Here is a 15,314-nt window from a genome sequence, read left to right on the forward strand (position 1 = left end):
TGTGCCGCGGTGCCCTCACGCAAAGTGAGGACAATGTTTAGTTTGCCTCAGCGGATTCACCAGTGCTTGCACTGAGCCGCCCATTCAGCGTCGTAAGAACTGCATCTGGCACCTGACATCGCAGAGCTTTTTGCAGGCGTTTGCGGCGCCGAGCCTCTTCAAGGCACTCTTCCTTCGGGCAGAGATAGGCCGAGCGGCCCATCCCGAAGTCCAGAAGGACCCCATCCTTATGGTCACGGATCACCCGCCAAAGGTGGCGACGATCCTGGAGCTGGCGACATGCCACGCAACGACGGAGGATGGGCTTGGCGCTCACCGGGCGTCCTCACTCATGTTGGTTTCGGCATCGCCACTGGCCTCGCCTGTCTCTTCAGGGGCGACTGTCTCCCCCTCTACGTCTTCAATAACGGCATCTCCCTCGACAAATTCGGCAGAGGGTTCTTCGGAGAGTTCAGCTTCCTCGACATAGTCCTCGTCATCTTCTGGGAGTGGATAGAGCTCCCGGAGGCGAGCATCTTCTTCTGCCCTTGCGGCTTGTTCCACCGCTAAGCGCTCCTCCGCTTCTTGCTGAAGCGCTTCCTCTTCTTCTCTCTGAGAAATCAGTTCAGCAACAACTGCATCTTCAGCGGGCTGGTCGTATTCAGTTGAATTTTTTATGTCGATTTTCCAGCCCGTTAGTCGAGCCGCCAAACGCACGTTTTGACCTTCACGGCCAATGGCAAGGCTGAGTTGATCGGGTGGTACTAAAACGTGGGCATGTTGTCCAGCGGGATCAACGAGCCGCACCATTTCAACCCGAGCGGGACTGAGGGAGTTAGCGATGTATTGGCCTGGATCTTGCGACCAGCGAATGACATCAATTTTTTCACCGCGCAGCTCGTTGACCACCTGTTGGATCCTGGATCCGCGAGCACCGATGCAAGCGCCGACAGGGTCGACTTCCCGTTCAATGCTGTCGACAGCGACTTTGGTGCGTGGACCAACGGATCGTGATGGTGGGTTCGCTTCACGGGCAACGGCCACGATGCGGACGGAACCTTCTTGGATTTCTGGAACTTCGTTTTCGAATAGATAAACAACGAGGCCAGCATTGGAGCGGCTCACGAAGAGCTGTGGACCGCGCCGCGGTACTTCGCTCACCTCTTTCAAAAACACCTTGAAGGTGGCGTTGGCCCGGTAGTTGTCATTCGGCAGCTGGTCGCGGCGAGGGAGCTCCGCTTCCACTTCGGGCCTGCCTAGGCCTGAACTCACAGCCATGATGATCGACTGACGTTCGAAGCGGATCACCCGAGCGGTGAGCACGGGATCTTCGAGATCGGCAAATTCCTCTTGGATCATTCGACGCTGCTGATCCCGCAGCTTTTGGGCCAGGACTTGTTTGGTTGTGGCCGCAGCCATACGACCGAAATCTTCCTTCTCTGGCGTGACGTCGAGCACGACCGTGTCGCCAGATTGGGCGTCTTCGGCTACTTGCATCACCTCCGCAAGGGCAATTTGATGATCTTCGCTTTCAACTTCGTCAACAATGATTTTGCTGGCAAGAACTCGATATCCCTCCTCTTCGAGATCAAGACCAACGTCAAAATTGCTGAAGTAATCCTCATCAAAAGGATCTTCGCTAATGCCGATGTAGAGAGTGCGCCGGTATCGCTCGTATCCCTTCAGCAGGGCTTCCCGTAAAGCTGCTTCAACAACTTGCGGAGCGAGTTTCTTCTCTTCACTGATGTCATCGATCAGATTGGTGAGACCGGGAAGCAGTACGAGAGCCATCGGGCTGGGGGTAAAAAAAGGAGTGAGCGTTTTGCTCGATTACTGGCCGGGGGTGGTGAGGCGTACCTCGATCACCTGGTCGCGAGGGATGCTTTTGATCCGCCCACGGATGTTGATCTGCAGTGAATCCGTATTGCGTTCGTGCAGAAGACCTTCCAGACGATGCTCAACATTCCCTTGATCACGATGGGTGACATCCACAGGAAAACCGCGGAAAGTCTGGAAATCGCGATCGCAACTCAGTTGCTCGCCAATCCCGGGGCTGCTGATTTCAAGGACATAAGCCTCGACCAGTTGCTGGGATTCCTCCAAAGCTTCACCGAGAACACCACTAAAACCAGCACAATCGTCAAGGTTGACGTCGGACCCGCTGGTGTGTCGGATCTGAACTTGCAAGGTGATGGGGTTCATATGCGTCAGCAGTTGAATCCCACACAGCTCGAAGCCTTGAAGCCCTGCAACCCGTTGGGTGAGCTGCTCAAGTTCTGGCAGAAGAGGATGAGGCAAAAGAACTGATATCAGGCCATGCCCGACGTGCATTTTCAGTTGTGACCGATCTCCCGTAGGAGATGCCCGTCGGACACCAGATGAATCTAGATGACAGCCTGCAACCTGTCAGGAGTTGGTTGCATTCACATCAATGCTCGGCGCGTCTGGAAAGGCATCACCCTTTTGTTCAGGACCCCGCAACTCAACGTCTTGATTAAGGCACTTCGATCGTTGCTCAGCTGTTTTGTGATATTGGCAAACGCGGCTCCAAAGTTTGCTTCTTGTTCCAGTCGGACCACTGCTGAAAATGACTTTGTCCGGCATCCCAACGTTGGATTCAATTTGAACCCCGCATTGCTCACAACGCTGACTGGTAGGGGTGGAATTGGACGCGCTCAAATTTTACAAATCGAGATATCAAATACTACGAACTTCGGGACGCCGTGGTTGTTCGGTTGACCTCAATGGGTGGGCTCTCTTCGAACCGCTCGAGAAGCACTTCCACGGGGATTTTGGTGCCGAAGCGGCAGGCATTGGTTTCACTTGAGGCGAGGGTGCCGTGCTCCCAAAACTTGTTGCTTCCATTCCCGCCTCCACACAAGCCAAAGTGTTCGCAACCCTTGTGGCATGTCTCCACCCCTTGGGTCATGTCTTGAAGCAGACGCTGAAAAGACTCTGTCCGCGTTGATTCTTCGAGGCTGTGCGTTTTAAGGTTGCCAAGATTGAAGGTGCCGTAGCGGTCGCTGGCGACGGAAAGCAGTTCCGGATCGAACGTTGAAAAATCACCTTGGGCGTCAACGCTCAAAATTGAAAAGGGGCGGTTCAGTTCGTTCTGCTTCATTCGGCGATCCCCCTGTATGAGGCTAATCACCTGTTCAAATTCACGTAAGACAACGGGATAACCGTCTTGCTCGCTTAGTCGCCAAAACGTTCGGAGAAAATCTTTATACTTAGCCTCCATATTTGAGCCTGCCATTGAAGATGATGTATTGATTCCTTCCTTCTCTTCAACATTGAAACCCACATCATTGATGCCATTGTCTCGATAAAATCGGTACATACGCTCGGGTTGTTCCATGGCATCTGCAGTGATCACAGAGATGCAGTGGAACGGCACTTGATTTCGATGTAAGGCTTCAATTCCCCGCATCGCCATGGCATGGGATCCACGCCCGTTGCGGAAGCGTCGATGGGCATCATGAATGTCTTCAGGTCCATCAACACTGATGCCTACCACAATTTCATTGCGCCTAAAGCAATCACACCAATCGTTGTTGATCAATGTTGCATTGGTTTGCACATGTTGGTCAATCTCTAGATCTTGAGCACCAAAGTGTTCAAGAGATTGATTGATCAATGTAGTGGCATCGTCGTACCAATTTGTTGGCAGAGTGAGGGGTTCACCGGCATGCCATACAAGTGAGAATTCCGGTCCTGCGTATGGGCTTTCTAAAATTCTCTCAACTAAAAGAGGAATTAAATTGAGATCAAAAACTCGCTTTTTTTGTCGATCTGGCAAATAACAATATGAGCAATCAAGATTGCACAACGACGTCGACTGGATCACCACCAGGCCAATGGGCCCGAACTGACTGAAGTCGGGCCGAACGTTTGAAGCTGCGATTACCAATTCGCGAACCCACCGCCGCCGTTGCGCCAGCCGCCGCCACCGTTGCCCCAGCCAACCCGATAGCCACCATTGCCCCAGCTATTGCGGCTGTTGCCGAACTTGCCGCCGCCCTTGCCGTTACCCCATTTGCCGCTGCTCTTACCGCCATTACTCCACTTGTTGCCGTTGCCGTTTTTCCACTTTCCTTTGGCAACTAGAGCTTCATCTGGCTCGGCATTTTTAAGGAGGCTTTCCCAGTTGCCGTTGCGAGCCGCGTCAATACGAGACTCAACGGTGTTGTTTGTTTGGTCTGGAGCATTGAAGATCGATGTGGCTTCAGCGCTCTGGCACAGCACAGCACTTGAGGCGAGTAAGGCCTGGAAGGCGATGAGGGAACGTTTCATTGGTTTAGTTGACGTTTTTTTCAGAGAAATAGCGGACTAAAAGTACGGATCAGTTGGGTGATACGGACATCTCCGAGGTTGTACTGAGTAACAGGGAGTACAGAGCGGTAATCACTGATTCAGGAAGCATCACGTTGCTACCGGGACCAATCCAGCGGTTCACCATTTCGCGTGTTGCAGCATTGCCGTTGACGTATTCCTGCATCGTTTGACCGATCGCGTTGTTGGCTGCGGCTAATAGTTTGCCGTTGTTTTGTTTAACGATGCATCCGATACCTGTGCGGCCGTAGGGACGAATCGGAACGAGGTCGCTGTTCTTGGCGTCACTATTTGCGGCAAGCCAAAGCGTGCCACCGGCGAGGGTGGAGATTTTGCCGCTGTCGTAGGCAGCGAATGCTTCCGCAGGGGTCGCATAGGCCTGGAGCGAAGCGCTAGGAACAACGGTCTCCAAAATTTTGGCTGAGGAGGAATCCTTCACGACGCCCACTGTCCTGCCGCGAAGCGATGAAGGCGTGCCGTTGATGGTTGTTTTGGTCAGTAAGCGGGTTCCACCAATCGCAAATGGAATGGTGTAGCTCACTTTTTCGGCCCGACCCCAATCAAAGGCCACACCGCAAGCGATGTCTGCTTTACCGGATGTGATGGCTTTCATTCCATCCTCTGCGGACGTCGTCGGAATGAATTTGAGAGTGCGTCGACCTGCCTGATCTTTGATCAGGTTCAACATGTCGACACCAAAGCCTTCGTAGGTATCACCCGACTTTTGATAAAGCGGCTTCACGTCTTCAAAAATCACGGCCTTCAACGACGTCCTTTTCGCAAAAGGTCCGGCGGCAGCATCAACGGTGGTGAATAAAGGGGCTCCAAGAGCAATCACACCCAATGTTGAAGCAAGAAGTGCTCGCATTCGTATAGCGCTTTGGTCTTGTTCTACCCGTCAGATTCCGGCAAAAGATGTTCTTTTGAGATGCGTAAAGCAAGTTTGCTCGATTCGGACCATCCCCATCCCCCTGCGGATTCATATAGAAGTGTCAGGACTGCTCATGAGCATTGTTCAAGATCGTTCTCCGTTGGGTCCTGGGTCTGGTGTTGATGCTTGACACATTTTTGTTGTCGGCATCCCCGGTTCAAGCTGTTGAGCACAGCTTTGTGGCGAAATCGGTGCGTCGTGTCGCCCCTGCTGTGGTTCGGATCGACACCGAACGCACCGTGGAGCGGCAAGCCTTTGATCCCACGTTGATCGATCCGCTTTTGCGTGATTTGTTGGGGGATCCGCAGTTAGGACCCGAGCGAGAGCGGGGGCAAGGATCAGGGGTTGTCATTGACTCCAAAGGACTGGTGCTCACCAATGCCCACGTTGTCGATCGTGTGGAATCAGTCAGCGTCACCGTGGCGGATGGTGAGCAGCTTGATGGCCATGTGGTGGGCTTCGACCCCGTTACCGATATCGCTTTGGTTCAGCTTGAGGGGCGGAACTTACCTCCGAAAGCACCCTTAGGTGATTCAGAAGTGATGGAAGTTGGCGATTGGGCGATCGCGCTCGGCACTCCCTTTGGCCTGGAGCGCACCGTCACACTCGGCATCGTCAGCAGTCTTCACCGCAATATCAACAGTCTTGGTTTTTCGGACAAACGCCTTGATCTGATTCAAACGGACGCGGCGATCAATCCAGGGAATTCCGGAGGGCCTCTGGTGAACGGAGAGGGAGAAGTGATCGGGATTAATACCCTTGTGCGTTCTGGCCCAGGGGCGGGTCTGGGCTTTGCCATCCCGATCAATTTGGCGAGACGCGTGGCTGATCAATTGCAGGAGCAGGGTGAAGTTGTGCACCCCTACATCGGATTGCAGTTGGTTGGGTTGACGCCTCGGATTGCCAGGGACCACAACAAAGATCCCAATGCATTGGTGCAACTGCCAGAGCGCACAGGAGCGCTGGTACAAAGCGTTTTGCCTCAGGGCCCTGCCGAAGAGGCTGGGTTGCGTCGTGGTGACCTGGTGATTGCGGTGGATGAAAAGCCTGTTGCTGATCCGCAGGCTTTGCTCGAGGTGGTGGATGCTGCTCGGCTTTCTGAGCCCCTGCCCTTAACGGTGTTGCGCAACGGCCGTGAGCTCACTCTGTCGGTCAAACCGGCTCCCTTACCAGGCTTGGGCTGAAACCCTTGCTACCGTCTCGCCCACAGATAGCGAAACGATGGCGGATCTTCAAACGCAAATGAAGCACGCGGTTGCTGATGCCGCGGTCGAGCAGATCAAAGACGGCATGGTTCTCGGTCTTGGTTCCGGATCCACTGCAGCACTTATGATTCGCGCTCTTGGAGCGAAGCTCGCTTCAGGAGAACTTAAAAATATTGTGGGTGTGACAACTTCCTTTCAAGGGGAGGTTTTGGCCGCCGAACTGAACATCCCTTTATTGAGTCTTAACGCTGTTGATCGGATCGATCTGGCCATCGATGGTGCCGATGAGGTGGATCCGAGTTTTCAGCTCATTAAGGGTGGTGGTGCATGCCATGTTCAGGAAAAACTGGTTGCAGCCATGGCTGATCGATTTGTGGTGGTGGTGGACTCCACGAAACTGGTCGATCGTCTCAACTTGGACTTTTTATTGCCGGTGGAGGTGTTGCCAGGGGCTTGGCGGCAGATCCAAAAGACTTTGGCCGCAATGGGAGGCAGTGCCGAGCTTCGTATGGCCCAGCGGAAGGCTGGTCCGGTGGTGACCGATCAGGGCAATCTTGTGCTCGATGTGAAGCTCGAGGGTGGAATCACCGATCCAGCTTCTTTAGAGAAGGCAATCAACAACGTTCCAGGCGTGTTGGAAAACGGGTTGTTCGTCAATCTCACCGATGAAGTTTTGGTGGGTGAAATCTCGGATGGTGTTGCAGGCGTTCGCAGCCTTGAGCGGCGCCTTAGTTGAGCCGACGCCTTACGGATTCGGCATGGCTATGGAGTCCTTCGCTCGTCGCCAGTTCTTGAACAGCTGATCCTGTGGCTTCAAGGGCCGCGCGGTTAAAACCGATCAAAGACGTGTGACGCATGAATGTTTCAACACTTAGGGCTCCACTAAAACGAGCTGCGCCACAGGTGGGCAGGGTGTGATTCGGACCGGCTAAATAATCACCAACCGCCTCCGGTGACCAAGGGCCCAGAAAAATGGCACCGGCATGTTGGATCCGTTCAGCCAACGCCTGGGGACGTTCCACCAACAGTTCCAAATGCTCTGGAGCGAAGCTGTCGCTCAACTCGGCGCAGCTTTCGAGGTCGTCGCAGACCACCACCAACCCCCAGTTGCTGATTGAGGCCTCGCAGATTTCGCGGCGCGGGTGCCCCTCGAGTTGTTGCTCGATTTCATGGGGAATCTGCTCAGCCAAGGCTGGATTGGTGGTGATCAGAACCGCAGCGGCGAGCGGATCATGCTCGGCTTGGGCTAACAGGTCTGCGGCAACTTGATCAGGTTTGGCGCTTTGATCAGCGATCACTAAAACTTCACTAGGCCCCGCCAGGGAGTCGATGCCCACTTGGCCATAGACAGCTTGTTTGGCCAAGGTGACGTAGAGATTTCCAGGTCCGCTGATCACGTCCACCTTGGGAACGCTGTTTGTTCCGTAGGCCATAGCTGCGATCGCTTGGGCCCCACCAAGGCGAAAGACGGTTCGAACCCCTGCGAGATGCGAGGCCGCGAGAACCACCGGATTGACCGTTCCGTCGCGACCTGCCGGCGAACAGATCACAACCTCTTTGACCCCAGCAACCTTCGCTGGTACAGCATTCATCAAGACTGTGCTGGGATACGAGGCTCGACCTCCTGGCACGTATAAACCAGCTCGATCCACCGGCCTCCAGCGGCGTCCAAGCCGTTCTCCATAGGGCCCCTCGGTGGCGATATCCGATGGCCGCTGACGTTGATGAAAGTCGGTGATGCGCCGATGCGCGAGCTCTAGGGCGTCCTGAAGGTTGGCCGGCAGGTTGCGCCATGAACGCTCGAGCTGCTCCTGGGGAACAGCGACCGGATTTGGACGGAAGCCGTCAAAGCGCTCTGTGAATTCGACAACTGCGGCATCCCCCCGGGCTCGGACTTCGGACAGAATCGTGTCCACACGTGACTGTGCATCTCGTTGTTGGGCATGAGCCGTCCGTTGGACGAGGCGCTGGAGTTCTCCTTTGGCCTGCTCCGGATCTCGCACGATGCGGAGTGAAAAACCCGCCGGACTCTTCTCAGGCAAGGAACGATTTGGGTTCATTCCCCTCAAATTAAGACCCGGACTGGTGAGGCGCTGCAAGGTCGTGGCCCCATCGAACTAAGGCGTCAAGGGAGTATGGTGTCGGATTGTTCGCAACGTCCCCGCGTCAGTGGCCAATAACAATTCAGCGAAGAAGCGTATAGAGATTGCTGAGCGCAATCGTTTGCGCAACCGCACCTACAAGTCGTCCATGCGCACATTGATGAAGCGCTGCTTCAGTGCTTGCGACGCCTATGGCTCAGCCCCTGGGGAAGAGGCCAAGGCCTCCGTTCAGGCTTCGTTGCGCGAAGCGTTCAGCAAGATCGATAAAGCTGTGAAAGTGGGTGTTCTTCACCGCAACAACGGCGCCAACCAGAAATCCCGGTTGAGCTCCGCTGTGCGCAAGGTTCTCGAACCAACCAGCTGAACATCGTCAACGGGCAGAATGGGTCGAAAGCGCGTTTCGGCCCACCTGTGTCGCCCACCTCGACGCTGATCGACAGCCACTGTCACATCGTTTTTAGGAACTTCGAGGAGGACCTCGATGAGGTTGCTACACGCTGGAGAGATGCTGGCGTAAGGGCTCTGTTGCATGCATGCGTCGAGCCCGCCGAGATTCCTGCGATCCGTGCTTTAGCTGATCGTTTTCCAGAGATGCGCTACTCCGTTGGGGTCCATCCGCTCGACACACAGCACTGGTGCCCAGATACGGTTGATGTGCTGCGTCAGGCGGCTCTCGATGACTCCCGGGTTGTTGCAATTGGCGAGCTTGGCCTCGATTTATTCCGCGACAAAAATCTGGAGGAGCAACTCGCCGTGCTTCGCCCGCAGCTTGATCTGGCTGTTGAGTTAAATCTTCCCGTGATTGTTCATTGTCGGGATGCTGCCGAGCCGATGCTGGACGAGCTCCGCACGCGACGATCTGAGGGCCTTTGCCCTACCGGTGTGATGCATTGCTGGGGAGGGACTCCGGAGGAAATGCACGCTTTTCTCGATCTTGGCTTCTATATCAGTTTCAGCGGGACCGTCACATTTCCAAAGGCCCTCGCGACCCACGCCTGTGCCGAGCAGGTTCCTGAAGACCGTTTTTTGGTTGAAACCGATTGTCCTTTCCTGGCTCCAGTGCCAAGACGTGGCAAGAGGAACGAACCGGCTTTTGTGGCCTCAGTGGCCTCTCGTGTTGCCGATTTGCGCGGTGTAGACGTCGACCGGGTTGCCGCTGTGACGACGTCCAATGCGCGCCGTCTTTTCAAACTGCCTTGAATCCCTAACCTGCTGAAGGAGAGGGCATCACGCTATGTAAGATGTCGTATTGGCCTGGCCATAGACCGGTTCCCCGTGTCTGTGGTGCCTGAAGCGTCCATTCCCTTCCGGTGCACTTGTCTCGTTAGCTGATCTGCCCCGCGATTGCTGAGCTCAACAGTTGGTTTGTTGGTCTTCTCCTTGGAAGACTCATTCCCTCGCTGTCGTTCTCATAACTCGCTAACCAGATCTGCGTGCTGAGTTCAGTCCAGTCCTTTTGTTCCTTCGTCCTCCCTGCCGGTCCCCGCATGAGCAGCAGCGCGATTCAGGTCGCCAAGACCGCCACCTTCCTCCCAGACTTGGTGGAGGTTCAGCGGGCCAGCTTTAAGTGGTTCTTAGATAAAGGTTTGATTGAGGAGCTAGAAAGCTTCTCTCCAATTACCGACTACACCGGCAAGCTTGAGCTGCACTTCATCGGTAGTGAATATCGACTTAAGCGCCCTCGCCACGATGTGGAAGAGGCCAAGCGCCGCGACGCGACGTTTGCATCGCAGATGTATGTCACCTGCCGACTCGTTAACAAGGAAACGGGTGAGATTAAAGAGCAGGAGGTATTTATAGGCGAATTGCCTCTAATGACTGAACGTGGCACGTTCATCATTAATGGTGCTGAACGCGTGATCGTGAACCAGATCGTGCGTAGTCCAGGTGTCTATTTCAAAGATGAAATGGATAAAAATGGTCGTCGTACTTACAACGCCAGTGTGATCCCCAACCGTGGGGCATGGCTGAAGTTTGAGACAGATAAAAACGATCTTCTACACGTTCGAGTTGATAAAACTCGCAAGATCAATGCCCATGTACTCATGCGTGCCATGGGTCTTTCCGACAACGATGTGTTGGATAAGCTCCGTCACCCGGAGTTTTATAAGAAGTCGATTGATGCCGCTAACGATGAAGGCATCAGTTCTGAAGATCAGGCTCTGCTTGAGCTCTACAAAAAGCTGCGTCCCGGCGAACCACCATCGGTGAGTGGTGGTCAGCAGCTTCTGCAAACCCGCTTCTTTGATGCAAAGCGCTACGACCTTGGTCGGGTTGGTCGCTACAAAATCAACAAAAAACTCCGCCTCACGATTCCAGACACCGTCCGCACCCTCACCCATGAGGATGTCCTGTCGACTCTGGATTACCTAATCAACCTGGAGTTGGATGTTGGCGGTGCCAGCCTCGATGACATTGATCACCTCGGCAACCGTCGCGTTCGTTCTGTCGGTGAATTGCTTCAGAACCAGGTTCGTGTCGGACTGAACCGACTTGAGCGGATCATCAAAGAGCGAATGACGGTTGGTGAAACCGATTCACTCACTCCAGCTCAACTGGTGAATCCAAAGCCCCTCGTGGCAGCCATTAAGGAATTCTTTGGCTCCAGTCAGCTGAGCCAGTTCATGGATCAGACCAATCCCCTGGCTGAGCTCACCCACAAGCGCCGTATTTCTGCCCTCGGTCCAGGTGGCCTCACCCGGGAGCGTGCCGGTTTTGCTGTTCGTGATATCCATCCTTCTCACTACGGGCGTCTTTGTCCGATTGAAACTCCAGAAGGTCCGAATGCCGGTCTAATTAACTCTTTGGCGACGCATGCGCGTGTCAATGAGTACGGCTTCATTGAAACACCGTTCTGGAAAGTCGAGAACGGTGTTGTGATTAAGTCTGGCGATCCTATTTATCTCTCGGCCGATCGAGAAGATGAAGTTCGAGTTGCTCCTGGTGATGTTGCCACCGAGGACAACGGTGAAATCAAAGCTGATTTGATTCCCGTTCGCTATCGCCAAGATTTTGAAAAAGTTCCACCAGAACAAGTTGATTACGTCGCTCTATCACCCGTACAGGTGATTTCAGTGGCGACCTCTTTGATCCCGTTCTTGGAACACGACGACGCCAACCGCGCTCTGATGGGTTCCAATATGCAGCGCCAAGCTGTTCCTCTGCTGAGGCCAGAACGCGCTCTTGTCGGAACTGGACTCGAGACTCAGGTGGCTCGAGATTCCGGAATGGTTCCAATTTCAAGAGTGAATGGAACCGTTGTTTATGTCGATGCCAACGCCATCGTTGTTCTCGATGAAGACGGTCAGGAGCACACGCATTTCCTACAGAAGTATCAGCGTTCCAACCAAGACACCTGCCTAAATCAGCGTCCAATCGTCCATCAGGGTGATCCGGTGATTGTTGGTCAGGTCTTGGCGGATGGTTCCGCCTGTGAAGGCGGTGAAATTGCCTTGGGACAAAATGTTCTGATCGCTTACATGCCCTGGGAGGGATACAACTACGAGGATGCCTTGCTCGTCAGTGAGCGCCTGGTGACCGACGATCTCTACACCTCGGTACACATCGAGAAGTACGAGATTGAAGCCCGCCAGACCAAACTGGGCCCAGAGGAAATCACCCGTGAGATCCCCAATGTTGCTGAGGAAAGCCTTGGCAATCTTGACGAAATGGGAATTATTCGTGTTGGTGCTTTTGTTGAAAGTGGCGACATTTTGGTGGGTAAGGTCACTCCCAAAGGTGAGTCGGATCAACCACCCGAGGAAAAACTGCTCCGCGCCATCTTTGGTGAGAAAGCTCGCGACGTGCGAGATAACTCACTTCGTGTTCCTGGCACGGAGCGCGGTCGAGTTGTTGATGTTCGGATCTATACCCGCGAACAAGGTGATGAGCTTCCACCTGGCGCAAACATGGTGGTTCGCGTCTACGTGGCGCAGCGCCGCAAGATTCAGGTCGGCGACAAAATGGCTGGTCGCCATGGCAATAAGGGAATTATCAGCCGCATTCTTCCCCGTGAAGACATGCCTTACCTACCCGATGGCACCCCGGTCGACATCGTGCTGAACCCTCTGGGTGTGCCGAGTCGTATGAACGTTGGCCAGGTGTTCGAATTATTGATGGGCTGGGCTGCGTCCAACCTCGACTGCCGCGTCAAGATCATTCCTTTTGATGAAATGCACGGGGCTGAGAAGTCTCAGCAGACGGTGACCACGTTCCTCACCGAGGCAGCAAAACTGTCAGGAAAAGACTGGGTCTACAACCCCGAAAATCCTGGAAAACTTGTCCTTCGTGACGGTCGTACTGGTCTTCCTTTTGATCAACCGGTTGCCGTGGGCTATTCGCACTTCTTGAAATTGGTGCACCTTGTCGATGACAAGATTCACGCCCGTTCCACTGGCCCTTACTCCTTGGTGACTCAGCAGCCACTTGGTGGTAAGGCCCAACAAGGTGGCCAGCGTTTGGGTGAAATGGAAGTTTGGGCTCTTGAGGCTTATGGCGCTGCTTACACCCTGCAAGAATTGCTCACCGTCAAATCCGATGACATGCAAGGTCGTAACGAGGCCTTGAACGCCATTGTGAAAGGCAAGCCAATTCCTCGCCCGGGGACGCCCGAATCCTTCAAGGTGCTCATGCGTGAGCTCCAATCCCTTGGTTTGGATATCGCGGTCTATACCGAAGAAGGCAAAGAAGTCGATCTGATGCAGGACGTGAACCCGCGTCGAAGTACCCCAAGTCGTCCGACCTATGAGTCGCTTGGGGTCGCTGATTACGACGAGGACTGACGGATCAACGAACGAACCGACAACCCGCTTCTTCTTCCTTAATCGTCTTCCTTAATCGTCAATGACCAACAGCAACCTCCGTACCGAAAATCACTTCGATTACGTCAAGATCACACTTGCATCGCCCGAGCGGGTGATGGAGTGGGGTCAGCGCACCCTTCCTAATGGACAGGTGGTTGGCGAAGTCACCAAACCGGAAACCATCAATTACCGGACGTTGAAGCCCGAGATGGACGGGCTTTTTTGCGAGAAGATTTTTGGCCCTTCTAAGGACTGGGAATGCCACTGCGGTAAGTACAAACGTGTGCGTCACCGCGGCATTGTTTGTGAACGTTGTGGTGTTGAGGTCACGGAGAGCAGGGTTCGCCGTCATCGGATGGGCTTCATCAAGCTCGCCGCTCCGGTATCCCATGTTTGGTACCTCAAGGGGATCCCGAGCTATGTGGCCATTCTTTTGGATATGCCGCTCCGCGATGTTGAGCAGATTGTTTACTTCAACTGCTATGTCGTTCTTGATCCAGGTGATCACAAGGATCTGAAGTACAAGCAGCTGCTGACGGAAGATGAATGGCTGGAAATCGAAGATGAGATTTATGCAGAAGAGTCTGAAATTGAGAATGAACCGGTTGTTGGCATTGGTGCCGAAGCCCTGAAGCAACTTCTTGAGGATCTCAGCCTTGAAGAAGTCGCGCAGCAGCTACGTGAAGACATCAATGGCAGTAAGGGCCAAAAACGCGCCAAGCTGATCAAACGTCTTCGCGTGATCGATAACTTCATCGCGACGGGTGCTCGCCCCGATTGGATGGTGCTTGACGTTATCCCAGTGATTCCACCGGATCTCCGTCCGATGGTTCAGCTGGATGGTGGACGTTTTGCTACGTCCGATCTCAATGATCTTTACCGCCGCGTGATCAATCGGAACAACCGCTTGGCTCGGTTGCAAGAAATCCTGGCGCCCGAGATCATTGTCCGCAATGAGAAGCGGATGCTTCAAGAAGCCGTTGATGCATTGATCGATAACGGTCGTCGAGGTCGCACGGTTGTTGGTGCGAATAATCGGCCGCTGAAATCACTAAGCGACATTATTGAAGGTAAGCAGGGACGTTTCCGTCAGAACCTTCTCGGCAAGCGTGTTGATTATTCAGGCCGCTCCGTGATCGTGGTGGGTCCAAAACTGAAAATGCATCAGTGTGGATTGCCAAAGGAAATGGCGATTGAGTTGTTCCAGCCATTTGTGATTCACCGTCTGATTCGTCAGAACATCGTTAACAACATCAAGGCGGCCAAGAAACTCATTCAGCGTGCCGATGATGAAGTGATGCAGGTTCTGCAAGAGGTGATTGATGGTCACCCAATCATGTTGAACCGGGCTCCAACCCTGCACCGATTGGGCATTCAGGCCTTTGAACCCAAGTTGGTTGATGGTCGTGCAATCCAACTCCATCCTCTGGTTTGTCCGGCGTTTAACGCCGACTTTGACGGCGACCAAATGGCCGTCCATGTTCCGCTTGCGATCGAGGCTCAGACCGAGGCCCGCATGTTGATGTTGGCTAGCAACAACATCCTCTCTCCTGCAACAGGGGAGCCGATCATCACTCCATCGCAGGACATGGTGTTGGGGTCTTATTACCTAACCGCCTTGCAGCCCGATGCAACCCAACCCGAATTCGGCGATCGCAGTGCAACGTTTGCAGGCCTTGACGATGTCATTCATGCCTTCGACGACACCCGCATTGGCCTCCACGATTGGGTCTGGGTTCGTTTCAACGGAGAAGTTGAAGATGATGATGAACTGCAGGAACCACTGAAGTCGGAAACCTTGAGTGATGGAACACGGATTGAACAGTGGACTTACCGACGCGATCGCTTCGACGAAGAGGGAGCGCTGATAAGCCGTTACGTCCTCACCACTGTTGGCCGGGTGGTTATGAATCACACCATCATTGATGCGGTGGCCTCAGCCTGAATCACGCCTGACTTTTTT

The 15,314-nt window shown here is 54.0% G+C and carries 14 protein-coding genes; 6 read left to right on the plus strand and 8 right to left on the minus strand.

Annotated elements, in window-relative coordinates:
* Positions 1–37: 37 nt before the first annotated feature.
* The 7 genes from SYNCC9902_RS03005 to grrP all read right to left on the minus strand — a co-directional run bounded on the left by SYNCC9902_RS03005 (position 38) and on the right by grrP (position 5,179).
* Positions 38–316 carry a YlxR family protein gene (locus SYNCC9902_RS03005; protein WP_011359406.1) on the minus strand — a complete coding sequence of 93 codons (279 nt, stop codon included), beginning with the start codon at positions 314–316 and terminating at the stop codon, positions 38–40.
* A complete protein-coding gene (gene nusA / locus SYNCC9902_RS03010; protein ID WP_011359407.1) occupies positions 313–1,770 on the minus strand; it encodes a transcription termination factor NusA in 1,458 nt (485 codons plus the stop codon). The genes SYNCC9902_RS03005 and nusA overlap by 4 nt, the downstream gene beginning before the upstream one ends.
* A 39-nt stretch (positions 1,771–1,809) precedes the next feature.
* Positions 1,810–2,277 (minus strand): ribosome maturation factor RimP, encoded by a 468-nt coding sequence (rimP, locus tag SYNCC9902_RS03015; RefSeq protein WP_198001747.1) that lies wholly within the window; start codon positions 2,275–2,277, stop codon positions 1,810–1,812.
* 108 nt (positions 2,278–2,385) lie between these two features.
* Entirely contained in the window at positions 2,386–2,583 is a 198-nt protein-coding gene (locus SYNCC9902_RS03020; protein ID WP_011359409.1) for a hypothetical protein, read from the minus strand.
* Positions 2,584–2,683: 100 nt separating this feature from the next.
* A complete protein-coding gene (gene grrM, locus SYNCC9902_RS03025; RefSeq protein ID WP_011359410.1) occupies positions 2,684–3,889 on the minus strand; it encodes a cyclophane-forming radical SAM/SPASM peptide maturase GrrM/OscB in 1,206 nt (401 codons plus the stop codon).
* Positions 3,883–4,272 (minus strand): GrrA/OscA1 family cyclophane-containing rSAM-modified RiPP, encoded by a 390-nt coding sequence (gene grrA / locus SYNCC9902_RS03030; protein WP_011359411.1) that lies wholly within the window; start codon positions 4,270–4,272, stop codon positions 3,883–3,885. The genes grrM and grrA overlap by 7 nt, the downstream gene beginning before the upstream one ends.
* 49 nt (positions 4,273–4,321) lie before the next feature.
* A complete protein-coding gene (gene grrP / locus SYNCC9902_RS03035) occupies positions 4,322–5,179 on the minus strand; it encodes an extracellular substrate binding-like orphan protein GrrP (RefSeq protein WP_011359412.1) in 858 nt (285 codons plus the stop codon).
* A gap of 185 nt (positions 5,180–5,364) precedes the next feature.
* On the opposite strand from grrP, the gene SYNCC9902_RS03040 reads away from it, so the two are divergent.
* On the plus strand, positions 5,365–6,426 hold the full coding sequence (locus tag SYNCC9902_RS03040) for a trypsin-like peptidase domain-containing protein (protein WP_011359413.1): 1,062 nt from the start codon (positions 5,365–5,367) through the stop codon (positions 6,424–6,426).
* A 37-nt stretch (positions 6,427–6,463) separates the two neighbouring features.
* Positions 6,464–7,183: a ribose-5-phosphate isomerase RpiA gene (gene rpiA / locus SYNCC9902_RS03045; protein ID WP_011359414.1), complete on the plus strand. Its 720-nt coding sequence runs from the start codon at positions 6,464–6,466 to the stop codon at positions 7,181–7,183.
* Here rpiA and hisD read toward each other — a convergent pair.
* Positions 7,176–8,507, minus strand: a complete 1,332-nt coding sequence (gene hisD / locus SYNCC9902_RS03050; RefSeq protein ID WP_041424847.1) for a histidinol dehydrogenase — start codon at positions 8,505–8,507, stop codon at positions 7,176–7,178. The two genes, rpiA and hisD, sit on opposite strands and share 8 nt — an antisense overlap.
* A gap of 109 nt (positions 8,508–8,616) precedes the next feature.
* Between hisD and rpsT the strand changes: the two genes are divergently transcribed.
* From rpsT to SYNCC9902_RS03070, 4 genes are all read left to right on the plus strand, one after another.
* Positions 8,617–8,913 (plus strand): 30S ribosomal protein S20, encoded by a 297-nt coding sequence (gene rpsT / locus SYNCC9902_RS03055; RefSeq protein ID WP_011359416.1) that lies wholly within the window; start codon positions 8,617–8,619, stop codon positions 8,911–8,913.
* Between the two features lie 47 nt (positions 8,914–8,960).
* The gene (locus tag SYNCC9902_RS03060) at positions 8,961–9,749 is read left to right on the plus strand and encodes a TatD family hydrolase (protein WP_011359417.1); all 789 of its coding nucleotides are present in this window, start codon (positions 8,961–8,963) and stop codon (positions 9,747–9,749) included.
* A gap of 287 nt (positions 9,750–10,036) precedes the next feature.
* Positions 10,037–13,330 carry a DNA-directed RNA polymerase subunit beta gene (gene rpoB / locus SYNCC9902_RS03065; RefSeq protein WP_011359418.1) on the plus strand — a complete coding sequence of 1,098 codons (3,294 nt, stop codon included), beginning with the start codon at positions 10,037–10,039 and terminating at the stop codon, positions 13,328–13,330.
* A 61-nt stretch (positions 13,331–13,391) separates the two neighbouring features.
* Positions 13,392–15,296, plus strand: coding sequence for a DNA-directed RNA polymerase subunit gamma (locus SYNCC9902_RS03070; RefSeq protein ID WP_011359419.1), 1,905 nt, complete (start codon positions 13,392–13,394; stop codon positions 15,294–15,296).
* The last annotated feature ends 18 nt before the right edge of the window (positions 15,297–15,314 follow it).

This window comes from Synechococcus sp. CC9902, from assembly GCF_000012505.1.
Classification (GTDB): Bacteria; Cyanobacteriota; Cyanobacteriia; order PCC-6307; family Cyanobiaceae; genus Parasynechococcus.